The organism is Stieleria magnilauensis, assembly GCA_007753675.1.
GTDB lineage: Bacteria > Planctomycetota > Planctomycetia > Pirellulales > Pirellulaceae > Stieleria > Stieleria magnilauensis.
Genome location: CP036432.1, coordinates 10403816 through 10427032 on the forward strand (window position 1 = coordinate 10403816; position 23217 = coordinate 10427032).

Consider the following 23217-nt stretch of genomic DNA (forward strand, 5'->3'; position numbering starts at 1 on the left):
GCGTTCGCGTTCAATCCATCAATCAGAGAACGACCATGACATCGTGGGAAATCGTACTTGCGGCGCTCGGCTGGTGCACGCTGATCAATCTGGGCATGTTGACGTTCAGCACCGTCATCGTGGTCGGTTGCGAAAAATCCGTCGGGCGGCTGCACCAAAAGTGGTTTCATTTGGAATCGCATGAAATCCGCCAGGAGTACTTTCGCTACTTGGCGAATTACAAGCTGCTGGTACTGGTTTTCAATCTGGTGCCGTATCTGGCGTTGCGGCTGGCGATCCCCTAGCGGCTGCGGTGTAGAGCATTGATTCCCACGTTTTCCGCTGCGATTCGCCAATTGTTTCGATTGGCCGGATGAATCCTTCAGGAATCCGCGGCAAACTGACGTTTTGCACGACAAAGGCTGATTCTTTTGGCTCAGGAAAGGCGAAAAAGGGTGATGGATCCGCTCCCATCGAGGCAGAGCCCCGGCCCTGCGATCGGGTGGGCTCAAACGCTTAGGAAGGTGCTGTGCCCCTTGGCCACCCGATTGTGACGGAATGACCCCAATCAATGGTTTTGGGCAGGAGATCGGGGGCTCTGGGGATAAAATTTCCAGTCCCTCGGAAAAAACGGATTCGACCAACATCATGATTGCAGCTAAAATGCCGGCCGCAGGAAGCGCCCGTTCACGTCTCCCCGGCGATTGAACGATATCCCAAAGGATTCGCTTCAACGTCAAGGATTGCATTGTCTGTGCTACTCAATCGCTCATCTCCTTCTAAATCAATGACCACTGCCAGGATCGACCCTGCCGGGATTGTTGAGATGGGTACAGGGGACGAAACCGTGCTGTTTCTGCACGGCTTATTTGGAACGCCCGAACACTGGCGGCAGGTGATGGAGCGACTGGCTGATCGCTATCGCGTGATCGCCCCCCAGTTGCCGGTCGACCCCCAACCCGGCCGTCGCCAGCACGGGATCAACGCGATCGCCGATTTGAGCGATCAGGTCGCCGATCTCGTCGAAACGCTTCAAATTGATCCTTTTGTGATCTGCGGCAATTCCCTGGGCGGATTGGTGGCAATCGACCTCTGTGCCCGCCGCAAAGACTTTGCCAAAGGTCTGGTGCTTGCCGGCAGCGCCGGGTTGTTCGAAAAGAACCCGATCGGTGGCATGCGGCCCAAACCCTCGCGCGAATTCGTCAAGAAAACGGTTTGTGGCATCGTCCACAAGCAGGAATTGGTGACCAATGAACTGGTCGACGACTGGCATTCCTCCATCCAAGACCGCGACTATGTCCGCTTCGTCTTGCGAGTCTCCCGCGCCACCCGCGATCGATCGGTCGAAAAAGAGCTGACCAAGTTGGATCTGCCGACGATGATCATCTGGGGCCAGGAAGACTCGATCACGCCGCCGGAAACCGGTCGCGAGTTCCAGCGGCGAATCAAGGGATCGAAGCTGCAATTCATCCAAGACTGTGGGCACGCGCCGAACTGGGAACAACCCGAAGCGTTTGCCGAACTGCTGGATGAATTTCTTCCGACCTGCTTTGCTGACTGAAATGACGCGATACGCCATCGCGATCGTTTTGTTGGCTGTGATTTCGTTTCCGCTGATCGGCTACGGCGCCCTCCGGGCGCTCAAGAGCACATCGAACGATCCCCGGCAATGGCTGCCCCAGTCCTTCGCCGAAACGGACACCTACGACTGGTTTCAAAGTCACTTCGGCACGGACGAATTCGCCGTCGTCAGCTGGCCGGGTTGCGATCTGGACGACCCGCGCGTCGGACAACTCTCCCAAGCGCTGCTGAACACGGCATTCTTTGATCGCGTGCGGACCGGTCAGAACGCGATCGAGGAGTTGATGTCGCCGCCGCAGAATTTTTCTCGCACCGCAGCCATCAATCGCCTGCGACGCATCCTGATCGGCGCTCAGGACACGACGACCTGCCTGGTGCTGACCACCTCCGTCGCCGGTCAAGCCGATCGCAGTGCGGCGGTACAAGAAATCGAAACCCTGGCCTGGGACGTTTGCCAGTTGCCGGCCGCAGAATTGAAATTGGCCGGTCCGACGGTCGATGCCGCGATGATCGATGCCGAAAGTCGGAAACTATTGTTCGGCCTGGCCGGACTCTCCGCGCTGGTTTCCTTCTTGGTCGCGACGCTGCGGATGCGCAGTATTCGACTGGCGATTTCGGTCCTGCTGGTCGCGGTCTACAGCACCGCAGTGTCGCTGGCGATCCTGTACTTCAGCGGCGGCAAGATGAACTTGTTGATGACGATGCTGCCACCGTTGATCTATGTGTTGACGATCTCTTCGGCGGTGCATTTGGCAAACTACTATCGCGACGCGGCGCGGGGGCCATCGTCACCGGTTCCCGCCGCGATCCGAGCCATCGGCCAGGGTTGGTTGCCCTGTTCGCTGGCCGCGATCACCACGGGAATCGGCCTGATCTCGTTGATGCTCAGCAAGATCGAGCCGATCCAAAGTTTTGGCTTCTATTCCGCGCTGGGTGTCGTGGCCAGCGTCATCGTCCTGTTTCTGTTGCTGCCCTCGGCGCTGTATCTGTTTCCCCCCAAACCCGAAACCGAAACCGAATCGGATCGCCCATCGGCCGACGATTCACCCACGAAAGGCAACGCGTTTATCGATGCGATCCTCAATCACCACGCGTTCTTTGCACTGGCTTGCTTGGCATTGATGTTGTTGTGCGCCTCACGCATTCCATCGATTCAATCAACGGTCAAACTGCAAGACCGCTTTCTCCCCAGCAGCGATGCGATCGCCGACTACCGGTGGCTGGAAGAACACATCGGCCCGATGGTGCCGCTCGAGGTCGCGATCCATTTTGACAAAGACGACCCACGCGATCGCGTCGAGCAGATCAAATTGGTGGCGAGGGTACAGAGCACAATTCAATCGCTCGACGAACCGGTGGCGACCCTGTCGGCTTTCAATCTGTCTCCGCGACTTCCGGCGGGCCACAGCGTTCGTGACATCGTGCAACGCAAGGTGATCAACGGTCAGCAAACCAAACAACGCCTGATCGAGACGAAGTACTTGAGCGACGGCGAAGACCAAACGCTTTGGCGCATTTCAGTGCGTGCCAACGCCATCGGCGATTTGGACTACGGGATCTTTGTCGAACAAATCCGGGCAGCGGTCACACCCCTGCTGGCCGAAGAGGACGTCCAAGGCACGTTCACCGGTGTGATCCCGCTGATTTACAAAGCCCAACGTCAATTGCTGTTGGATTTGTTTCGCAGTTTCCTGGTCGCCTTCGCCGTCATCGCCGTCGTGTTGCTGGTGGTGCTGCGAAACATTTGGGCAACCTGCTTGGTGATGTTTCCGAATATCTTTCCCGCCGTGATCGTGTTCGGCGGCATCGAGTGGATGAACATTCCCGTCCAGATCGGCTCGGTGATGACGGCAAGTGCGGCACTTGGGATTGCGGTCGATGACACCGTCCACCTGCTGACTTGGTTCCGCCGCGGTCTGGACCAAGGGCTGTCGCGCCGACAAGCGATCGAAAGCGCGTTTTCGCGATGCTCCGGTGCGATGGTGCACACGACGCTGATCTGTTCGTGTGGATTGATCGTGTTCGCGCTCAGCACGTTCGTGCCGATCCTGCACTTCGCCTGGCTAATGGTCTTCCTGCTCGCCTCGGCGCTACTGGGCGACCTGGTGCTGCTACCAGCGATCTTGGTCGGACCGCTGGGCCGCTGTTTTGAGAAAAAGCGGTAGCTCGTCAACAGTCCACCGCCGCTGCTCCGCAGCGAATCCGAGCGGCTGAAGCCTGCACACCAGCGCCGTTGGTGTCTAGCCTTTAGCCCGGATATTGCATCCGCTTATTCGACTGCCCCTATAGCGCGAAAGCCTTAGTTCGTGTATCTATTGGAGTTACGACACTTCATAGACCACAAAACCAAGGCTTTCGGCAATGACAAAGCGTAAACGAAATCGTCCCGCATTGAAACGCCTCAGAAGGCAGGCCGTTGAGGTAGATTTCGACGGCGGATCGCTCACTTCCGATGGGGGCCTCGTCCTGCTTCGCGAAGTCGACAAAAAGCTCAATTTGATCAAGCGGATCGACCAAGCGATTCACGACCCGCGTGATCCGATTCACACCGTTCATTCTCAAGCGGAAATCCTTATCAGTCGAATCTTTGCGATCGCGGCCGGATACGAAGACGCAAACGATCAACAGCAGCTTCGCGATGATGCCGCCTTTCAAGTCGCCGCCGGACGGCCCCCTCGAATCAATGACAGGTCGGATGACGATTGGGATCCCACTCTGGCGAGCCCCTCGACTCATTCCCGATTTGAAAACCGAATCACCAAAAAAGAACTCTTCGAACTCAGCAAGATCCTCGTCGACATTTTTCTTGACAGCTTCGACACCCCGCCTGATGAAATCACACTCGATCTAGACGCAACGGACGACAAGGTACACGGCGATCAAGATAAAAAGGCTTTCAATGCCTACTACGACAGCTATTGCTTCCAACCTCTGTACGTGTTTTGCGGCGACCAACTTCTCGTCTCGTATCTTCGTCCAGCCAACCTCGGTGATGGCCATCACGCACGCGGAATCACAAAATTGCTTGTTGCAAGGATCCGCCAACGATGGCCTCGGGTCAAAATCACCCTTCGTGGTGACGGAGGTTTTGCGATCGAACGCCTCATGCGCTGGTGCGACAAAAACGATGTCCACTACGTCTTTGGTTTGCCCAAGAATAAGGTTTTGGTCAAGCAAATTGCCTGCGAAATGACTCGCGCAAGAGTCGAGAGATTCCACCGTGGTGGCAAACAAGCCTTTTACAAGTGGTTTCGCTATCGCACCGGCAGGACGTGGGACCGCCATCGCTGGGTGGTCGGCAAAGCAGAGTATACCGCCAAAGGCCCCAATCCTCGCTTCGTCGTAACAAACTGTTTCTCAAGTGACGACATTGTCGACACGACCTACCATCGACCGATGGTCGATGGCAAAAGGCAGCCGCTACAAGTTAAGACTCCAGGGACATGGTGCTCTGTCGCTTATGACCCGGAGAAGTTTTATCGAGAGCACTACTGCATGCGTGGCGAGATGGAGAATCGGATCAAAGAGCAACAGCTTTGTCTGTTCGCTGATCGCACCAGTTGCACCCGTTTTATTGCCAATCAGTTCCGCGTGATGCTTTCATCATTTGCTTACGTTCTACTCGATGGGTTGCGTCGCCTGGGCCTGAGTGGAACGAAACAGAGTCGTCTACGTGTGGACACGATTCGATTGCGACTGTTGAAAATAGCAGCCCGAGTTCGAGTGACTTGTCGTCGGGTGGTATTTCATCTTTGCAGCCATTGCCCCTGGGAACCGCTGTTCAATCAGGTGCTGGCACGTCTGTGCCGTAGCGATTAGCCACTCCCATCGCATCGTGTGGCACCGCGCAGCGACTTCCGGTCGTCTGGGGGTAGGGGGCCCTCTGCCCGCAGCGAATCGATTGCAGCAAAAACCGGCTATCGTGGACAGCCTCGCCGTAACTCAGTCTAAAATCAGAGTCAACCAGTCAGCGGATGCAATATCCGGGTTAGGCGATTCCCGGTCGCTGCTCCGCAGCGAACCCGGGTGCGTGACGCCTCGCTGCTCCGCTACGCCACCTTCACATCCGACGGAACCCGCCGCTTTTGGATCGCGCCGATGCATTGATAGACGGCTTGGCGGACGGCCCGTTCGCGCGGGTCGTCGAAGATGCGAAAGCTCATCGTGTTGGTCAGGTACGCAAAGGCTAACTGCTTGGACGGATCCGCCATGCCAAACGATCCGCCCGCTCCGGGGCAACCGAAGGCTTGGTCATCGGCGCCGAAGCGGAATCCGTCACTGGGCCGAGAAAACCCGAAGCTGTAGTTGGTGTCGATCTTCAAGACGGCGTCTCGCGAGCCGCGCGAGGGCTGCACCGGCGGGGCGACCAATTCCTGCATCGTCCCAGGCGTGATTCCCAACCGCCGGCCGCCCCGCGCCAAGACGTCGTAGACTTTGGCGACGGCACGCGCCTGACCGAATCCGTTGGCAGATGGAATCTCGACCTCGCGATACTCCGGTCGCCCGAGTGCCGCAGGGTTATCGAATTTCAGAAACTTGATGGACTTGGAGACGACCGATTGGGGCCAAATCCCGGCCAACACCATTTTCCACGGCAGCTGATTGAGATTGGCCAAGATGGCCAGCTTTCGAAAGCCCTGGGTGCTGCTGATGTGTTCCGAGTCGATCCAATCGGGAAGTCCGATGTAGAATTCGATCCCCAACGGAGCGGCGATTTCGTCTTGAAAGAACTCGCCCAGTGTCCGCCCGGCGGGATCGACCCGACGAATCAGCTCATTCTGGTACCAGCCCAAAGTCAGCGTGTGATAGCCGTGCCGGGTCCCGGGCTGCCACAACGGTTTTTGACTGGCCGTGATCGCCGCCATTTGGTCATGGTCGGCCAGAATCTGGGGGTTCAGTCTTTGGTTGATGGCCACCAGACCGGCCTGATGGGCCAACAATTGACGCACGGTGATTTTCCGCTTTTCGTCGCATCCAAACTCCGGCCAATACGTTGCCACGGGCGCGTCCAGATCGAACAGCCCCCGGCTGTGGGCGACCGCCATCACGGCCGCCGCCATGCCCTTGGTCACCGAAAACGCCAGCGATAGCGTTTGCTCGGTCCAGCGTGCCCCGGAATGGTGGCATCGTCGCCCACCCCAGAGGTCGACGACTTTCTGGCCCTGGTGGTACACCGTGCAGGCGGCACCACACTCACCCCGCGACACAAAATTGGTTTCAAACTCCGCCCGAACGGGCTCGAACCCCGGCGCCACCGACCCGAGGATCGTCGGACGATTTTCGCTCTGCGTGAACATCCTGTCTTCCCCAAACGAATCAGCACACCGAATTAGATCAGAGACGCAACTGTTTTTATCGTAGGGAACCGTCTACCCGCAGGCAATCTCAACATCTAGTCAAAATATCACTAGTCCTTCGCAACGAGATTTATGTACACACCATTAACTGCCGCAAAACCGGGCTAACGGCGGCAATCTCTTCTCTCTTAATCTGGAACGAACGGATGCACCCCTTCCAACTCCTGCCGAGACTACGGCTGATCATCATTTCATTGCTCGCAACCGCACCGTTGCTAGCAAATGCACAAGAAATCGAGCAGGTGGCACGGCTGAGCCTTCCGCCGGTGGAGCGTCGGCATCCGGTCGACACGGCCTTGGAGATCGCCGAAGAGAGTCTGCAGCACGTCCGGGCCAACGTCGATGACTACACGGCGATCTTCATCAAACGATGCCGGGTCGGCGGAGTGATGCCGCCGCTGCAGTACGCGAGTTTGAAGATTCGCAATCGCAAGCTTGACGGGCAGGACATTGCGGTTCCGTTGAGTGTCTACCTGGATTTCTTGAAGCCCAGTTCGGTCAAGGGTCGCGAGGTGATCTGGGTGGAGAACGCCAACGACGGAAACCTGATCGTGCATCAGGGCGGGTTCGCCAGTTTCTTGACCACGCAGCTTGATCCCGAGGGGATGCTGGCGATGCGCGGACAGCGGTATTCGATCAAGGAGATCGGGATCGAAAACCTGCTGGAAAAATTCGTCGTCACGGCACAGCAGGATCGCTTGCATGGCGAATGCGACGTTCAAATCGAGACCGACCACCTGTTCGGTCAGACCAGCTGCACGCTGGTCGAAGTCATTCATCCGATACGTCGCGAGCACTTTCGGTTCCACCGGGCGCGGGTCTATTTCGACAACAACACGAAGATGCCGATTCGATACCAAGCCTGGCTGTGGCCGGAGACACCCGGCGGCCCGCCGGTGCTGGACGAAGAGTACAACTATTTCAATTTGAAAGTGAACGTCGGGCTGTCGGCGTCCGATTTCGATCCGAGCAACCCGAGCTACCGTTTCCGGTAGCCGGTCTGCGCTATATAAACTCCCTGAGCGCGATTCATATCGATTGGGCCGACAATCACTGACCGGGTAGGCAACTGAATCCATGCAAGGGAGTCCATGATGTCGGCATCCAAGCCGCCGGGGACGCGGATGAGCGACCAGCAGATCCAAACGGTCTGCTTGATGGTCTTGGCCGGCGTCGCGGGGATCTACATGATGTATTGGCTGCGACCGGTGCTGGTACCGTTCGTCGTCGCCTGTTTCATTGTCAGCGGCGTCGGGCCGATCCTGTCGTACCTGGAGTATCGGTTCAATGTCTCCCGCGTCGCCGCGGCCGGGTTGGCATTTCTGTTGGGTGTCGGCCTGATGGGCGTGTTCGGGTTGACGATCTCGTTCTCGATCATCGATCTGGCGAAAAACAAAGAAGAATACCGAACCCGTGTGCGGCAACTGGTGGACAAGGTCGATGACAAACTCTCCTTCGACGCGCTCTCGCTGAAGCGGTTCGTCGGCGACAAGTTTTCCAACGACGAAGACGGCGACAAGGACAAGTCCTCCACGGCTGACAGCGGGTTTCTCGCCCAGGCTCCGCCGGACGCGACCGCCAACGGCGACACCACGACCCACTCCACCGAGCCTGCGGAACTGAACTCGCCAGCAAGTCCCCCGTTGGCTGCAGAATCTCCGCCGGATGTTGAATCCCCAGCAGATCCTGAATCACTCGCTGATGCTCCATCGCCGGCGGATCCTGGCCCCGGCGAGCCTCTCGATTCCAACGCCGCGACGGTGGACTCACCGGCAGATGCCGCGACTTCAGCCGATGTCCCGCCGGATTCCGTCACCGATGTAGAGTCGGCGGCAGTCGTCGAGGTAGACAAAGACGAACCCCTTCCGCTGCTGGAAACTCCGACCGTGCAAATTCGCGCGCGGAGTGTTCCGGTGGAATCCGGGCGGATGAAAGAAGCCACCGAATTGGTCGACGCCTTCGTCCGCGACGGCATCTCGGTCGTGTTGCAGGCGTTCTTGAGTCTGGTGTCGACCAGCATCGTCGTGCTGATCTACGTCTTCTTTCTGTTGCTCGGCAAGTCGTCTTACGCCCAGACCGCGACGTTGCGTGAAATCGACTCGCAGATCCGTAGCTATCTGTCGCTCAAGACGGTGATTTCCATCGGCACCGGCGCCGTGTTTGGTCTCACGTTGCGGATGTTCGGCGTCCCGATGGCGTTGTCGTTCGGGGTACTCGCGTTCCTCTTGAACTTCATCCCCAACATCGGACCGATCGTCGCCAGCTTGTTGCCGATCCCGTTGATCTTGTTGGATCCGTCCGGCAACATCGTCTGGATGGTCTCGGTGATCGTGGCGACGTCGGCCATCCAAATCCTCAGCGGAAACGTGGTCGAGCCGAAATTGATGGGCAACTCGTCGGACCTGCACCCGGTCACGATCCTGCTGGGGTTGATGTTCTGGGGCATGATGTGGGGCATCATCGGGATGTTTCTGGCCACGCCGATCACCGCGGCGATCAAGATCGTACTCGAGCGATTCGAACCGACACGTCAGATCGCGAACATCATGGCCGGCCGCTTGGAAAGTCCTGCCGTCGCTTCGTAGTGCCGTTACTTCGTAGTGCTGTTACTTCGTCGTGCTGTCAACCAAACAGCGTGATCAAAGGCGATTGCGGAGCGGACAATCGACACCCTTTCCATTGGGAATCAAAAACGTTGCTTTCTGCGTGACGTTTCACTGAAGTTTTCCACCTTGACTAGAGAGGACGATCACAAACCATTCGCCGTTTCCTTTGGCGAGCAAACACGGAGGAGTCAGCATGTTGGTTCTGTCACGAAAAATCGGTGAAGAGATTCTGCTGGGTGACGACATCAGAATCGTGATCACCCGAGTGTCGCGTAGCCGAGTGAGTCTCGCCATCGATGCCCCCTTAGGCGTCGCTGTCAGACGAAGCGAACTGACTCGCACGACGCTGAATGAGTTTGTCGGCGCGGTCGTTCCCCATCGAGACGCCGTCGTGCTGGACGACAAAGCCCCCCTGACGGCTTGAACCATCCGGCGTTCCGCCATCGAGAAGACTTCCCCAATCAGCGGACCGCTGCCCCAGCTGCCGCTCGGATTTGACTTGGGAGTTTGAACAGAAGAGACTATCGGCGGGAATCCTGTACGATCCCCCTTCCCCAGGGAATCTCACCCTGCGGTTTGTCGGCCGCGACCCTCTGTTCTTGATGTGCCAACAGAGCCGCCCATCGGTGGCGGAGCGCGAGATCGATCCCAGCGCCCCGAGTCAACCTTCCAAACATTGGGATTCAAGATGATTCAACTCCTTGCTTCGACGCCGACGAGTTTCCGCCGGTCATGCGCGCGTCTCTTGCGACACCGAACGACAATGTGGGGTGTCCTGGCCGCTACCGCCCTGCTGACACATGCCCTCTGTGCCCCGGCGCTTCAAGCCGAGTCGGTTCGCCCCAACATTCTTGTCATCTATACCGATGACCAAGGCTTTGGTGATGCCAGTTGTTTGAATCCGGACGCCAAATTCAAAACGCCGAATCTGGATCGATTGGCCGCCGAAGGGATCACGTTCACCAACGGTCACTCCTCCGATTCGGTCTGCACGCCGTCACGCTACGGATTGTTGACCGGCCGCTATTCATGGCGGACGACGCTGAAGACGGGAGTGATGGGCGCCGAGGGTAAATGCTTGATCAAAGACGGACGGACCACGATCGCGTCGATGTTGCGTGACAACGGGTACGCGACCGCCATGGTCGGCAAGTGGCACCTCGGCATGGACTTTCCCGGAACGAACCACAAGACCCGTGATTGGTCTCAACCGACCCGCAACATGCCCTTGGATAAAGGCTTTGACTACTTCTTTGGCATTCCCGCTTCACTCAACTACGGCGTGCTGGCGTGGTTCGAAGGCCGACATGCCAAGGTGCCTCCGACGGTCTTTACCGCCAAGAAACCGAATGCACGGCACATGGACTATCGCATCATGCCGCCCTACCAGCCGACTCCCGAAGCGACACAACAGGCGCTCGGCAAGCAGGGCATGGAGGTCGCACCGGACTTTATTGACAACCAGTGTTTGACACGGTTCACCGACACCGCGATCGACTGGATGCAGTCCCATACATCGGGCTCGAGTTCTGAAAAACCGTTCTTCCTGTACTTGCCGCTGACGTCGCCACACTACCCGGTGTGCCCGTTGCCTGAATTCCACGGCCAGGGAGATTGCGGCGGCTATGGCGAGTTTGTGATCGAGACCGATTACCACGTCGGCCGCATCCTCAAGTTCCTCGACGATGCCGAATTGGCCGACGACACGCTGATCGTGTTCACCAGCGACAACGGTCCGGAAAATTCTTGGAAGCAGCGCGTCAAGGAATTCGGTCACCAGAGCAATTTCCGCTATCGCGAAGGCAAGCGTTCGGTGTACGAGGGCGGCCATCGCGTCCCGTTCTTTGTCCGCTGGCCGGCCGGAAATCTCACTCCCGGACGACGCTGGGATCGGCCGGTGGGACAAATCGATTTGCTGGCGACCTTCGCCGAGCTTCTCGACATCGAATTGCAACCTGACGAAGGCGTCGACAGTCACAGCTTTGCGACCGTGCTGCTGAATCCCGCGAGCAACCGTCAACGATTGCCGCTGATCAATCACTCCGTCAACGGTCGGTTCGCGATCACCGAAGACAACTGGAAACTCGTCCTGCCCCACGGTAGCGCCGATGCCGAACTGTATGACCTGGAAAACGACCCCGGCGAGACGACGGATGTGCTGACCGAGCACCCGGAAATCGCCGAGACGCTGCAAGCCAAAGCCACCCAGATCGTCCTTCGCGGCCGAACGACCGCCGGCCCGGCTCAACCCAACGACACCGGGTATTGGGACGATCTGAAATGGATCTCGGCCGAACAATACGAACAAGCGACGGGCAAGAACAGCCAGTGAAGCCATCATCGCGTCGCGCGTTCCACGTGGCGGGGCGGTAAGATCTGAAGTGGCAGAATCATACGGGGCAGAATGATGTTCTGACCGCTCAGAACGCAAAGTCAGAATCAGACGGCTACTCCATCACTCCGCCATCCCCATCATTCTGCCGTCTCCATCATTCTGCCGTCTCCATCACGATGGAATCGATCTCCACGACCGATCCGGGCGGACCGTCAAACCGCAATTCAATCTGACGCACGGTGTCCTTCCAATTCAACGGAAAGCGAACCATCTGCGTTGCATCATCCATGGTGGCGGTGGATTCGCTTTCACCTGCGACGAGAGTGACCTTGGTGCCCGGTGACGAACGCAGATTGATGAGCAGGTCACCTTGATTCTTGGCCGGATCGAGCTTCAGCCCCGTCCGTGTGATCACCGCTTTGCCGCCCGGAAGCCGGAAATCCAAAAATCCCAACCGGCCCGCGATGTTGCCCATCGCTGCATCGCTGCCGCTCCAGCCCTCGGTTTGCCATCCGCCGCAGTCAAACGTAAACAGCAACCGGCCATCGGTCGCATCGCGTCCGTTGATGCGTTCCCAGTCGTCGGACAATCCGTCGCCATCGCTATCAGAGCGAACGACTTCGTATTCGGGATTGACCCCTTCGCCCCATTTCTGTCCGTTGGCCTGATAGGCCAATTCGGCAAGCGGCTCCTCCTCGACGCCCTCGTCACCGACAGCGATCCACTCGTCGAGCAACTGGCGGTGTCGCTGAATCTCGTCGCGATACCCGGGATCACCGATCAGATTGTTGACTTGGCTAGGATCGGCTTTGACGTCGTAAAACTCCTCTTCCGGGCGCTGGCCGAAATAGATTTCCGTCAGCTTCGGTGACAATTCGCCGGACTGATAGAGTTCGTGCAGGTTTTGCAAAAACGGTCGTTTGTCTCGGTACTGGGGCTGCAGCAAGATCCGATCGGTCTTGAAATTGCGTGTGTACCGAAACCGGTCGGTGCGAATCGTGCGGACACGATCGATGGTATGGTCGAGCCGATCTTTGGCGGCCGCCACAAAGCTGCGTGGGACGACGACCTCGGCGAACAGATCCTGGCCTTCGTACCAATCGGGCTTGTCGACGCCGGCCCAAGCGAGCGTTGTCGCGGACAGGTCCAGCAGATCGACCAGATCATCGCGTACCGAGGGAGACGGCACGTAGGGCGCGGGCCCGGCGATGATGAACGGAACGTGCAACCCGCCTTCGGTCGGCATCTGCTTGTGACGCACCAAATTGTTTGCGCCGTGGTCACCAAAGTAGACGACGATCGTGCTGTCGGCCAAACCGGATTCCTGGAGCCCCTGGAGCACGGTGCCGATGAAATCGTCGTCTTTTCGGATCGCGTCGTAGTGCTGTGCGACCGTTTCGCGATAGAGTTGGTTTTGCGGGTAGTCCGGCGGGACGGTGACGGACTGTGGATCCGTTTTCCGATCCTCCGGGAACTTGGCGGTGTTGTTCTTCCCACCGGCCGTTTGGATCTGGCCAAAGAACGGTTGGTTTTCTTTCAGTTCCTGCCAATCGATCGCAGCGCGGTTCTTCTTTTGCAGCGAATAAGTCGCCGCTTGATCCCAGACGAAATTGTAATCGTCTTTGCCGAAGTTAAACGTGAAGTAGCCGGTCTCTTTCACCAGCTGCGGCAACAGCTTCATGTTCTCGGGCAGATAAATTTTGGCCGGACCGCGGCTGGAACGATGTTCGTGCGCGCCGAAGCGAATCTGATTCATCCCACCCATGATGGCCGATCGACATGCCGAGCAAACCGGTGCCGGAACGTAGGCTCGCGAAAATCGCAAACCACGCTCGGCAAGCGAATCAATGTTCGGCGTCTGACCTTGATTGACCGGGTCGCCGTAGCACCCCATCCACGGCGAGGTGTCTTCGGCGAACAGCCACAAGATGTTGGGGCGATCTTTCGCGACGGCGAATGAGGTGAACGATGCCGTGGCGATCAGGATCGCCAGCCGAATCGGGTTGATAGTCATGCCAGGGTGCGGGCGTGGGTTGCGTAGGTCGAACGTTCGATGACGGAGGAAGACCGTGCATGGTATTCCAGTTCGGCTTGGCGTGCAAAGAAACGCGGTCGTGACAGTATTTCCGTCGGCAATCACCGTCGGACCGGACAATTGCGGCGTCCCGCTGGATCATCGCTGATGCCGCTGCCGATGTCCGAGGTGGGCGCGTCTGCCCCCACCTCGTGTGTCTCTCGTTTCCTTGCCGACCCCTCACGCGTGACAGTGACGACGCTGTTCACCAAGGCGGCAGACCATGTGCGCGTATCCTTTTCATCAAATGGAAGAACAACGACGAACGGGCCCGTTCTTGATGCTGGTCACGATCTGCATCCTCGTCGGGGCTGCGGTCTACTTTTCACAGCACTTCCAGATCGCCGGGCTGGATCAACTGACGATCACGCCCAAATCGGCGGAATCGGCAGACGAACCCGATCCGCTCGATGATCTGTTGTTCGTCTCGGCGAACCAACGAAACGGACTTTCAAACGGCGGTCCGGTCGCGCCGGCACCTTTCGTCGCCCGATCGGCGGAAGCCAACCGAAACGTCCGCAACCTGCGAATCGGATCGTGGGCGCTCAGTGGGTTCGGACCAAGCAAACTGGCCAGCGAACACTGCCGGCTGAACCTGATCCGCATGATTCGCAAGTTCGACGTCATCGCGTTGCAACAGGTCACCGCAGCCGAGCGGGACCTGATCCCGCGCTTGGTGGACGAGATCAACGAGGGCGGGCGAAGCTTCGATTTCGCGCTGGGCGCACCGTCCGGACCGACCGATCGATCCGAACAGCTGGCGATCCTCTTCAACATCAATCGAGTTCAAATCGATCGCTCGCAAACCTACACCGTCGCCGATCCGGAAAACCAGATGACCTACGATCCATTGGTCGTCTGGTTTCGCGCCGCCCAACCCACCGTCGATTCGGCATGGACGTTCTCGGTCGTCAACGTCCGCATCAACTTGGCACGTGCACCGGTCGAAGTCGCGCTGTTGCCCGGTATCTTTGCCTCGGTGCGGGCGGACGGTCGTGGCGAAGACGATGTCGTGATGGCCGGACTGTTTCAGGCCGACGATTCGTATTTGATCCCGCGCGTGATGGGCGGCGACGTCGTTGCCGCAGTGGACAGCACGACGACCGACATCTTTAGCCGGCATCAGACATGCAACATTCTGGTCGACCGCAATCGAACCAACGAATATGTCGGCCGCGGCGGACCGATCGACTTCTTGCGGCTATTCAACCTGAATCTCAGCCAGGCCGAAGCGGTCAGCAGCCACTTGCCGGTGTTCGCCGAGTTCACCGCCACCGAAGGCGGCACGCTGTAAAAAAAGGGTCAGGAGCATTTAAAATAGAAGAGGCAAGCCGAGGCGCCCCAGTTTACTAGAAAGGCTCCTGACCTTTTTCTCATTTTCGCCGGCGGAAGGCGTCGAAGGCGTCGCGAATCGCCGGGGGTGCTTGGCGGCGGTTGCCGGAATCGCGCAGGTTGCGGAGCGAATCGGCGGCGTCGCGAGCCGAGGATGCCGGCGCGTCACGCGGCTGCAACCCGAGACTCCGCAACGCATCTTGCAACTCGTCGGTCGATTCAGCCTGCTGAGTCGGTTGGTCCAGCTTGCGAACCTTTTCCCAACGCTCGCGGAATCGTTGCAGATCTTGCTCGGTCCAGTCCAATTCCTTCAACAGGTCTTCATCCACCTGGTCGCGCGTCTCGTCCAAGTAGTCCAACACCATGTCGGTCGCCTTTTTCGCGTACTCCAAATCAGGCGGGGGCGGTGGGTCGGCGGCCGCGTCGCCGGATGCGGGTGATGTCCCCGTGCCGCTGCCTTGGCTTCCGGAAGACGCATCAGGTGACGGGGTCGATGGCGATTGCCCCTGCGGCGGATCACCGCTTTGGCTTGCCCCCGACGGGTCGGCCGAATCCGCTGCTTCACGCGACCCGCTTTCTCCCTGGGACGCGTTGTCACTCGCTTGGCCCGGTTGCCCCTGCGGATCCCCCGATTCAGATCCACTGGCGTCTTGCCCTTCGGACTTGCCTCCGTCGCCCTCGGCTGCCTCTCCCGATGGCTGATTCTCCGTCCCCGGCTCACCGGGTGCCTGCTCGCCAGACGTCTGCTCACCAGTACCCTGCTCACCAGTACCCTGCTCACCAGTACCCTGCTCACCAGGTGCTTGCTCACCAGTGCCCTGGGAGTCGCTCTTGGGGTCTTGCGAAGCATCGCCGCTGCCACTCGATTCTTCGCCCGTTGACGACTCGCCGGGCGACTGACCTTGTGGTGACTTTTGTTCTGACGCAGGGGAATTCGAAGATTCAGAATCGCCAGCGGCTTGATCACCCGCTGGCGAGTCTGTCGGGTCGGTTGCGGCGTCCGCGGACTCGGAGTCGCCGCCGGAGCCATCGTTCTTCGGCGGCTGGTTTTGATCGGCGGACGAGCCACCCTGGGATTGGTTTTGCTTTTGTTTCTCGATGTAATCCTTGATCCGCTCAAACGCTTGGCCGTCATGTTCCGGCGGCGCCTGGGACGGCTCGCCTCCGGAGGGCGATTGGGATTCGGTTCCGGCGCTGTCGCCGGATGCATCCCCATTGTCACTGGACGCATCGCTGTCGCCGCTGGGCGCCTCACTATCGCCGCTGGGCGCATCACTGTCGCCGCTCGGCGGGCCGGTGCCGTCCTGTGCATTCGATTCTGCCCCACCCGGGTTCGGCTTGCCGCCGCCATCATTGGCGTCCTGCATGGAGCCCTCCGATTGGCCGGTTTCCTGCGTGCCTTGAGACGCGTCGTTGGCTGGATCGGTCGCTTCACCCGCTGGCGATTGCCCGCCGGGGTTCGACGGATCGCTATTGCCCGGCTGTCCTTCGCTTGGAGGCTGGCCTTCGGTTGGAGGCTGGCCTTCGGTACCGGGCTGGCCTTCGGATGGGGGCTGGCCTTCGGTGTCCGATTGGCCGGTGGCACCGTCGCCGGGGCTTGCATCGCCAGACGATTGCGGCGAATTTCCACCCTGCTCGCCCTCACTCGGATCCTGCTTCTCGCCGCTCGACTCGCCGCCGCCGGATCCTTCGCCGCCACTGTTTTGGCCTTCGGATCCCTGGCTCGGATCACCTTGACTCGGATCACCCTGGCTTTGACCGCCTTCTCCTTGCGCGCCTTCGCCACCGGAACCCTGTTGCCCTTCTCCCTGCTGGGACTGTTCGACATCGCTGGCGGGCCGATCGTCGGGAGCCGACAGGCCGTCATTGCCTGTCGGGTCTTGGGGCAATGGTTCGGCGTCTTCGACGATCCGAATCTCGATCGGGTCGGTGCTGGCTTGATTCGGCTGCACGTTGGGATCGCCGGGGATGTTGCGATTGTCGATCGCGGTCGCCGAGATGCGGACCACGTCGCCGGCGCGGAGCAGATGCTCCAGCGGTCGGAAGCGATATTCCATCACCTGGTTGCCCTTGCCGTTTCCGTCTTCGGGTTTGATCCAGATGACGGGATCTTCCAGCGTGTCGATGCCGCGTTCGATCCGCAGCGTGACGCGTTGCAGCTCGAAGTCGGCATCCATGGCGTGGACTTCGATCATCTGTTGTGCACCGACGGGGACTTCGATCGGCGATTTCGTGGGCACCACGATCGCGACTTCCGGCGGCAGATCCGCGATAACCTTGATCGGGTAGATGATCGGATCGGGGTTTGACTGCTCGTTGGAATCCCAGACGCGGATTCGGTAACTTTCCAGTTCCACCGAGGCGGTCTTGCCGCGGGCACAGCGAAGTGTCACATCGGACGTCAACGTAACTCCGTCGTCGCCGATCGCGATCGGGGTGCGTCCCGCGGTGGCCCGCACGGTGTCGCCGAGTGGTTTCGGATTGAATTGCAACTCGGCTCTGGCAATCGGCCGGTTGGTTTTGGCGGTGATCCGGATCTTCGTCCCATCGATCGCCGTGATCGCGGGGCTGGATGTCGTGCGGGGTTTTCGGCGGGTGTAGGCCGGCGGCTGATAACGCACGCTCTCGATGGCGACGACCGGAACATTCTCGACCGACAATTCAAACGGCCCGGCGACCGCGTCACCGGCCTGGACCGAATAGCGGACGATCCCCGACGCGGCATGGTCCAGACTGAGCGTTCCGACGAAACGATTCGAACTGGGGTCCAGTTCCAGTTCCGCTTCCCGCGGCGATCCGTTTACCGACCAGTGACACATCACCGGTTCGCCATCGCGGAGTCCGTCGACGTCGGCGGAAACTTCTAAGTCACGGCCCGCCAGCGCTTCGGCATCACCGGGGCGGACATCACGAATCTCGACCCGTCGTGCGGGATCGATCGCGGCCAGCGGGATCGCCAATCGTTTGGCCGACGCGAGCGAGCTTTTCGGCGACCCGACACAATAGGCGGCCAACAGCGCGAACACCGCCGCGGCGGTGATCCACCATTTGAACGTCCCGGTGGCTTCACGCGGCAGCACGTCGTGCGACTTCAGCAGCGATGCGGCTCGCGTCCCGATCGCCCGCAAGACACGGGCGCGGACACCGCGTCGCGAATCGCCATCATGGAGCGTGACGTAGCTGGTCAATTGTTGGCGATAGTCGGGGTGGTCTTGCTCCAGCGCCCAAGCGGCATATTCACGTGTGACGCGCGACGTCATCACGGGCCAGGCCCGGCGGATCAGAAACCAGCACGCCAACGTGACGAGGGCGATAAAGCTGGCCGTGCGAACAATCGGCCCCGGCGAATAGACCCAATGATCCACCACCAGCCAGACCAACAAGGCCAGCATCGAACCGATCACGACCATCAACCCCGTTCGCGTCAGTTCGCTCCACCACAATGCCCGACGCGCCTCTTCGATCCGCTGCTCGATCAACTGCTCGGCAGCCGTGCGTTTGGCAGGCTCCGCGCCGGGTGACGGATCGACCGAGCGTTTAGATGGCGTGACGGGTGGTGCGACGGTAGACATAGGGCCTTGGGGATGGCGAACAGGAGAGCCCGAGACGATCTATTGTAACTCCTCAGCAAGAATTCGATGGAGGCAACTGGTCAGTTCTTCGGGCCGCTCGTGGCAATAGGCGACCTCAGTCGATTCCTTCGTTGCCAACGTTTTGACTTGCACCGTACCGGCCCCCCACTCGTTACCTCCGGCGATCAGCGCGACACGAAAACCGTGGGAGTCGGCGTATTTCAGTTGGACACTCAGTTTCTTGGGGTCGGGGAACACCTCGTTGGCGATTCCCGCCTCGCGCAGGTGCGCCGACAGCCTCAAATAGTTGTCTCGGTGATCGGCGTCAAAGTAGGCGATCAACACGGGGGCCGGTGTCGCCGCGTCGGGCAGCATCCGCAGCGATTCCATGGCCGCGAGCAGCCGATCCAATCCCAGGGACGCTCCGATGCCGGGCAGTTCCTGTTTGGTGTACAGCCCCGCCAAGTTGTCGTATCGGCCACCGCTACAGATACTACCGATCGACGGCAAATCATTCAGCGTGGTTTCGAAGATGACGCCGGTGTAATAATCCAACCCGCGTGCGATCGAGACGTCGATTTTGATCCGGCCGCGTGGAACACCGGCGGCGAGCGCGCCGGTGAACACGTCTTTCAATCGATCGATCGCCAGCAACGCTTCGTCATTGCCGCCGGTGATCGCCGGCAGCGCTTCGAAGATCGACTCGGCTTCGCCATCGAGTTCGGCCAGTTGCAACACCTTGTCGGCCTGGGCAGCGGTCACGTCGGCCACCTCGCACATCTCCGCGGCAACCTTTTCACGCCCGATCTTGCCGAGCTTGTCCAGGCAGCGGAGGACGGCGACGCTCTGATCGGCCAGATCCAGATGACGCAGCAACTCCGTCAGAACCGCGCGGTTGTTGACGCTGATGGTGAAGGCGTCGAATCCGATCGAGCTGAGCAGACGGTTGATCACGGCGACGGTTTCGATATCGGCCATCACATTGCGGGTTCCGATCGTATCGAAGTCGCATTGCACGAACTCGCGATACCGACCGGCCTGAGGCCGTTCGCCGCGCCACACCGGCGCGATGTGGTACCGTTTGAAGGGGGTGCCGAGTTGGTTGATGTGTTGAGCGGCGAAACGCGCCAAGGGAACCGTCAAATCAAACCGCATGCCGACGGCCCGCCCGCCGTTGTCTTCAAAGCGGTAGATCTGCCGGTCGGTTTCATCGCTGCCCTTGCCGGTCAGGATCTCCAAGTACTCCAGCGTCGGCGTGTCGATCGGCGCGAAGCCGTAGGAACGAAACACGCCGCGCGCGGTTTCCATCAATCGTTCGCGCGGGATCATGACCGCCGGCAAGTAGTCGCGAAATCCGTTCAGCGTTCGTGGTTTAATCAATGACATTGGGTTGAGGGTTGTTGTTGGACATTGTGGCGCGACGCGCTCCGACGAGCCGCCAGAGCAGACGAGCGATCAGGTGACGGCGCCCGCGGGTCGCGATTGGGTCATGATCGAAGTTGCAAATCGACCTTAATTCACCACCGGCAATCCACTCGGGCGCCGGCTCCGCAGTGAGTCTTTCGGGTCCTGATCGGACGCCGGAAATTGTGGCCCGTACAGCGCATCGGCATACTCGTCGACTTGCTCGGGAGTCTCGAAATACTGTTCGTAGCACCAATCGTCATCAAACTCGCATTCGTCGGTGGTGTAATCGCGACAAATCTGAGGTCGGGTTTCATAGATGCCACATCGGTGGTCGTCCTGGAGGTGTTTGCAGGTCGTGTGGACGAGCAAATACCAGCTGTGGTCTTCCACGAAGATCGTTGCCCTGTCGTGCAGCAGGTACCAGCGGATATAGTCAAAATCCTTGCGGCCGGCGGGCGGGTCGATCGGCAACGCAAAATAGTGACAGCACTTGGCGGTGCAATGATCGCACAAATTCTCGCCTTCGGGCACTTGATCGCGTTTCATACGAATCGGTAACGCGGCGGGGCTGGCGGGGGGTGGTGCGTTCACGGCTTCCGGGCTGGGATGGAACAAAAGTGGTTTTCGAGCGACAATGTGGATATCAGAGGAATCAGTTTAATGGAAGTCGTCATCACTGCACTCGGGCCTGACAATGTCGGGCTGGCCGATCCGATCATTCACTATGTCACCGGTCAGGGGGCACGGATCAGCGAAATCCAGATGTATGACCACGACGAAGAACAGTTGTTCGCGATGTTGTGCCGAATTTCCATCGATCAGGGACATTTCGAGACGCTCCAGTCGGCCATGCGACAAATTGGCGACCACACCGGATTGGCGATCCGGGTGTGGAGCCCGGACCGACGAAAAACGCCCCGGCTGGCGATCTGCTGCACCTACGTCGAACACACCCCTCGGGCGATCCTGGAATCGATTCGTGACGGGCGGATCGCCGCCGAAGCCTCTGTGATCCTGTCCAACCGCAAGAAACTCGCTCCGCTGGCCGAGGAATTTGACGTTCCTTTTCACCGCATCGGTGACGAGACCGGGAAAGCCGACGATGCCGAAATGATTCGCCTGTTGGATCAGTACGATGTCGATTACGTGATCCTGGCTCGCTACATGCGCGTGCTGCCGCCGAGCACCTGCTGGCAATTCGCCGGTGGTCGCATCATCAACCTTCATCACGGGCTGCTACCGGGCTTTCCCGGATTTCGCCCCTACCATGATGCCTTTGCCGCCCGCATGCTGACCTACGGCGCGACCTGCCATTTCATCATTCCCGAACTCGATGCGGGAAACCAGACGATCAATCAACGCACCTTCAGCGTCGATCCAGGCACCAGCCTGGAAACCATCATCGCCCGCGGCGAAAAAGAAAACGAACCGGCGTGTCTGGCCGAAGGCGTCCGACGCGTCGTCGATCGCGAAGTCCAATTGCACTTCCACCGCGTCACCGCTCGCAAACGCGGCTAGTGGTGCGTCAGCTTCAAGAATTAGGGTTGGTCTAATCGCGTAAAAGCTTCATGCTTTGGGGAACACGGAGGGTTTTCCAATGCAGAAAAAGTACATCGTTCGGTTGAACGATCAGGAGCGTCGGACGCTCGATGCAATCGTCAAGAAGTTTAGCGGTTCTAGCCAGAAGGTGCGTCGTGCCCAAATCTTGCTTGCTGCGGATGCAGACGATTTGGCATGGACCGATGCGGCGATTGCTGAAGCTTATCGTTGCCGCACCAAGACGGTCGAAAATATACGACAGCGGTTTGTCGAGTTTGGCTTTGAGCAAACACTGCAGGGAAAGAAACGTGCGGAGCCTGCCAGACCTAAATGCCTCAGCGGTCAAGAAGAGGCGAAAATCATCGCCACTCGTCTAGGCAAACCGCCAGCAGGCTATGCCAACTGGTCGCTGAGATTGCTCGCCGAGAAAGTCGTCGAACTGGGGATCTGCGATTCGGTCTCGCATGAAACCGTTCGCCAGACGCTAAAAAAAATCGCATGAATAATCGCAACATCGAGTACTGGGTGATCCCGCCACAGTGCGATGCGGAGTTCGCCGCGAGCATGGAAGATGTGCTAGAAACTTACGAAAAACCGTACGATTCGAGTCATCCGGTGATCTGCATGGATGAACAACCGGTCCAACTGATCAAGGACGTCAACGTTCCGATCGAAGCGACCACCGAACATCCCCGCCGGGTGGACTATGAATACGAACGTGCCGGAGTAGCGAACATTTTCATGTACACCGAGCCGCTGGCAGGATGGCGAGAAGCCTACGCCAGAGAGACCAAGACCAAAGCGGACTGGGCCTTGCTAATGGCTGAGCTGCTTGAGGGACGTTACGCCGATTGCGAGACGGTGACGTTGGTTTGCGACAATCTCAACACGCACACTCGCGGGGCTTTCTACGAAGTGTTTGAGCCGTCTCGAGCACGGGCGTTGGTGAAGCGAATCAACTGGTGCTATACGCCCAAGCACGGTAGCTGGCTCAATATCGCAGAGAACGAGTTAAGCAGCATCACCCGTCAATGTGTTGGCGGGCGACGCATTGGAAGTATTGAGGAGTTGGCCAGAGAGATTGCAGCATGGTCATCGGACATCAATGCAAGACAACGAGGCGTTGACTGGCAGATGAAAATTGACGACGCCCGGGTTAAACTCAAATCCGTCTACCCTAAAATTAGACTTTGACGCACCACTAGTATCAATTCTCGCGTAGTGGACGAGGCGACGAGTCCGCTCCTCAATTCCCACGTAGTGGACGAGGCGACGAGTCCGCTCCTCCATTCCCGCGTAGTGGACGAGGCGACGAGTCCGCTCCTCAATTCCCACGTAGTGGACGAGGCGACGAGTCCGCTGCTCAATTCCCACGTAGTGGACGAGGCGACGAGTCCGCTGCTCAATTCCCACGTAGTGGACGAGGCGACGAGTC

17 protein-coding genes are annotated in these 23217 nt (G+C 59.0%); 12 read left to right on the forward strand and 5 right to left on the reverse strand.

Annotated features, from left to right (window positions below):
• The first annotated feature begins 35 nt into the window (after positions 1–35).
• The 4 genes from TBK1r_RS36830 (at position 36) to TBK1r_RS36845 (ending at position 5379) form a co-directional block, all read left to right on the forward strand.
• Positions 36–284, forward strand: coding sequence for a DUF6868 family protein (locus TBK1r_RS36830; RefSeq protein WP_145221262.1), 249 nt, complete (start codon positions 36–38; stop codon positions 282–284).
• 482 nt (positions 285–766) lie between these two features.
• Positions 767–1540: an alpha/beta fold hydrolase gene (locus TBK1r_RS36835; protein WP_095742296.1), complete on the forward strand. Its 774-nt coding sequence runs from the start codon at positions 767–769 to the stop codon at positions 1538–1540.
• Position 1541: 1 nt separating this feature from the next.
• Complete coding sequence (locus tag TBK1r_RS36840; protein ID WP_419580752.1) at positions 1542–3725, forward strand: efflux RND transporter permease subunit; 2184 nt, start codon at positions 1542–1544, stop codon at positions 3723–3725.
• Positions 3726–3921: 196 nt separating this feature from the next.
• Positions 3922–5379 carry an IS1380 family transposase gene (locus tag TBK1r_RS36845; protein ID WP_145208447.1) on the forward strand — a complete coding sequence of 486 codons (1458 nt, stop codon included), beginning with the start codon at positions 3922–3924 and terminating at the stop codon, positions 5377–5379.
• A gap of 230 nt (positions 5380–5609) precedes the next feature.
• Here the strand turns inward: TBK1r_RS36845 and TBK1r_RS36850 are convergent, their stop codons facing one another.
• Positions 5610–6857 carry a serine hydrolase domain-containing protein gene (locus TBK1r_RS36850; protein WP_145221268.1) on the reverse strand — a complete coding sequence of 416 codons (1248 nt, stop codon included), beginning with the start codon at positions 6855–6857 and terminating at the stop codon, positions 5610–5612.
• 206 nt (positions 6858–7063) lie between these two features.
• Here TBK1r_RS36850 and TBK1r_RS36855 point away from each other — a divergent pair, with 206 nt between their 5' ends.
• The 4 genes from TBK1r_RS36855 to TBK1r_RS36870 all read left to right on the forward strand — a co-directional run bounded on the left by TBK1r_RS36855 (position 7064) and on the right by TBK1r_RS36870 (position 11855).
• Positions 7064–7912 carry a DUF1571 domain-containing protein gene (locus TBK1r_RS36855; protein ID WP_145221272.1) on the forward strand — a complete coding sequence of 283 codons (849 nt, stop codon included), beginning with the start codon at positions 7064–7066 and terminating at the stop codon, positions 7910–7912.
• A 96-nt stretch (positions 7913–8008) separates the two neighbouring features.
• A complete protein-coding gene (locus tag TBK1r_RS36860) occupies positions 8009–9502 on the forward strand; it encodes an AI-2E family transporter (protein ID WP_145221275.1) in 1494 nt (497 codons plus the stop codon).
• A gap of 214 nt (positions 9503–9716) precedes the next feature.
• Positions 9717–9947, forward strand: coding sequence for a carbon storage regulator (locus TBK1r_RS36865; protein WP_145221277.1), 231 nt, complete (start codon positions 9717–9719; stop codon positions 9945–9947).
• A 339-nt stretch (positions 9948–10286) separates the two neighbouring features.
• The gene (locus TBK1r_RS36870; RefSeq protein ID WP_145221280.1) at positions 10287–11855 is read left to right on the forward strand and encodes a sulfatase family protein; all 1569 of its coding nucleotides are present in this window, start codon (positions 10287–10289) and stop codon (positions 11853–11855) included.
• A 157-nt stretch (positions 11856–12012) separates the two neighbouring features.
• On the opposite strand, the gene TBK1r_RS36875 is transcribed toward TBK1r_RS36870, so the two are convergent.
• Positions 12013–13872 (reverse strand): sulfatase family protein, encoded by a 1860-nt coding sequence (locus TBK1r_RS36875; protein ID WP_145221282.1) that lies wholly within the window; start codon positions 13870–13872, stop codon positions 12013–12015.
• Between the two features lie 283 nt (positions 13873–14155).
• On the opposite strand from TBK1r_RS36875, the gene TBK1r_RS36880 reads away from it, so the two are divergent.
• The gene (locus tag TBK1r_RS36880; protein ID WP_372895748.1) at positions 14156–15226 is read left to right on the forward strand and encodes an exonuclease/endonuclease/phosphatase family protein; all 1071 of its coding nucleotides are present in this window, start codon (positions 14156–14158) and stop codon (positions 15224–15226) included.
• Between the two features lie 79 nt (positions 15227–15305).
• On the opposite strand, the gene TBK1r_RS36885 is transcribed toward TBK1r_RS36880, so the two are convergent.
• The 3 genes from TBK1r_RS36885 to TBK1r_RS36895 form a co-directional block, all read right to left on the reverse strand.
• Positions 15306–18836 (reverse strand): hypothetical protein, encoded by a 3531-nt coding sequence (locus TBK1r_RS36885; protein WP_145221285.1) that lies wholly within the window; start codon positions 18834–18836, stop codon positions 15306–15308.
• A 39-nt stretch (positions 18837–18875) separates the two neighbouring features.
• Positions 18876–20216: a histidine--tRNA ligase gene (hisS, locus tag TBK1r_RS36890; protein WP_145223359.1), complete on the reverse strand. Its 1341-nt coding sequence runs from the start codon at positions 20214–20216 to the stop codon at positions 18876–18878.
• Positions 20217–20348: 132 nt separating this feature from the next.
• Positions 20349–20789 (reverse strand): YkgJ family cysteine cluster protein, encoded by a 441-nt coding sequence (locus TBK1r_RS36895; protein WP_145223361.1) that lies wholly within the window; start codon positions 20787–20789, stop codon positions 20349–20351.
• 114 nt (positions 20790–20903) lie between these two features.
• Between TBK1r_RS36895 and TBK1r_RS36900 the strand changes: the two genes are divergently transcribed.
• The 3 genes from TBK1r_RS36900 to TBK1r_RS36910 all read left to right on the forward strand — a co-directional run bounded on the left by TBK1r_RS36900 (position 20904) and on the right by TBK1r_RS36910 (position 22976).
• Positions 20904–21761, forward strand: coding sequence for a formyltetrahydrofolate deformylase (locus TBK1r_RS36900; protein ID WP_145221288.1), 858 nt, complete (start codon positions 20904–20906; stop codon positions 21759–21761).
• 79 nt (positions 21762–21840) lie between these two features.
• The gene (locus TBK1r_RS36905; RefSeq protein WP_145209012.1) at positions 21841–22284 is read left to right on the forward strand and encodes a helix-turn-helix domain-containing protein; all 444 of its coding nucleotides are present in this window, start codon (positions 21841–21843) and stop codon (positions 22282–22284) included.
• Positions 22281–22976, forward strand: coding sequence for an IS630 family transposase (locus TBK1r_RS36910; RefSeq protein WP_145209010.1), 696 nt, complete (start codon positions 22281–22283; stop codon positions 22974–22976). The genes TBK1r_RS36905 and TBK1r_RS36910 overlap by 4 nt, the downstream gene beginning before the upstream one ends.
• Positions 22977–23217: the final 241 nt, after the last annotated feature.

Excerpts from the sequence above, each read along its gene's own strand:
- TBK1r_RS36830 (WP_145221262.1), top strand. The coding sequence starts at position 36 with ATGACATCGTGGGAAATCGTACTTGCGGCGCTCGGCTGGTGCACGCTG.
- TBK1r_RS36835 (WP_095742296.1), top strand. The coding sequence starts at position 767 with ATGACCACTGCCAGGATCGACCCTGCCGGGATTGTTGAGATGGGTACA.
- TBK1r_RS36840 (WP_419580752.1), top strand. The coding sequence starts at position 1,542 with ATGACGCGATACGCCATCGCGATCGTTTTGTTGGCTGTGATTTCGTTT.
- TBK1r_RS36845 (WP_145208447.1), top strand. The coding sequence starts at position 3,922 with ATGACAAAGCGTAAACGAAATCGTCCCGCATTGAAACGCCTCAGAAGG.
- TBK1r_RS36850 (WP_145221268.1), bottom strand. The coding sequence starts at position 6,857 with ATGTTCACGCAGAGCGAAAATCGTCCGACGATCCTCGGGTCGGTGGCG.
- TBK1r_RS36855 (WP_145221272.1), top strand. The coding sequence starts at position 7,064 with ATGCACCCCTTCCAACTCCTGCCGAGACTACGGCTGATCATCATTTCA.
- TBK1r_RS36860 (WP_145221275.1), top strand. The coding sequence starts at position 8,009 with ATGATGTCGGCATCCAAGCCGCCGGGGACGCGGATGAGCGACCAGCAG.
- TBK1r_RS36865 (WP_145221277.1), top strand. The coding sequence starts at position 9,717 with ATGTTGGTTCTGTCACGAAAAATCGGTGAAGAGATTCTGCTGGGTGAC.
- TBK1r_RS36870 (WP_145221280.1), top strand. The coding sequence starts at position 10,287 with ATGTGGGGTGTCCTGGCCGCTACCGCCCTGCTGACACATGCCCTCTGT.
- TBK1r_RS36875 (WP_145221282.1), bottom strand. The coding sequence starts at position 13,872 with ATGACTATCAACCCGATTCGGCTGGCGATCCTGATCGCCACGGCATCG.
- TBK1r_RS36880 (WP_372895748.1), top strand. The coding sequence starts at position 14,156 with ATGTGCGCGTATCCTTTTCATCAAATGGAAGAACAACGACGAACGGGC.
- TBK1r_RS36885 (WP_145221285.1), bottom strand. The coding sequence starts at position 18,836 with ATGTCTACCGTCGCACCACCCGTCACGCCATCTAAACGCTCGGTCGAT.
- TBK1r_RS36895 (WP_145223361.1), bottom strand. The coding sequence starts at position 20,789 with ATGAAACGCGATCAAGTGCCCGAAGGCGAGAATTTGTGCGATCATTGC.
- TBK1r_RS36900 (WP_145221288.1), top strand. The coding sequence starts at position 20,904 with ATGGAAGTCGTCATCACTGCACTCGGGCCTGACAATGTCGGGCTGGCC.
- TBK1r_RS36905 (WP_145209012.1), top strand. The coding sequence starts at position 21,841 with ATGCAGAAAAAGTACATCGTTCGGTTGAACGATCAGGAGCGTCGGACG.
- TBK1r_RS36910 (WP_145209010.1), top strand. The coding sequence starts at position 22,281 with ATGAATAATCGCAACATCGAGTACTGGGTGATCCCGCCACAGTGCGAT.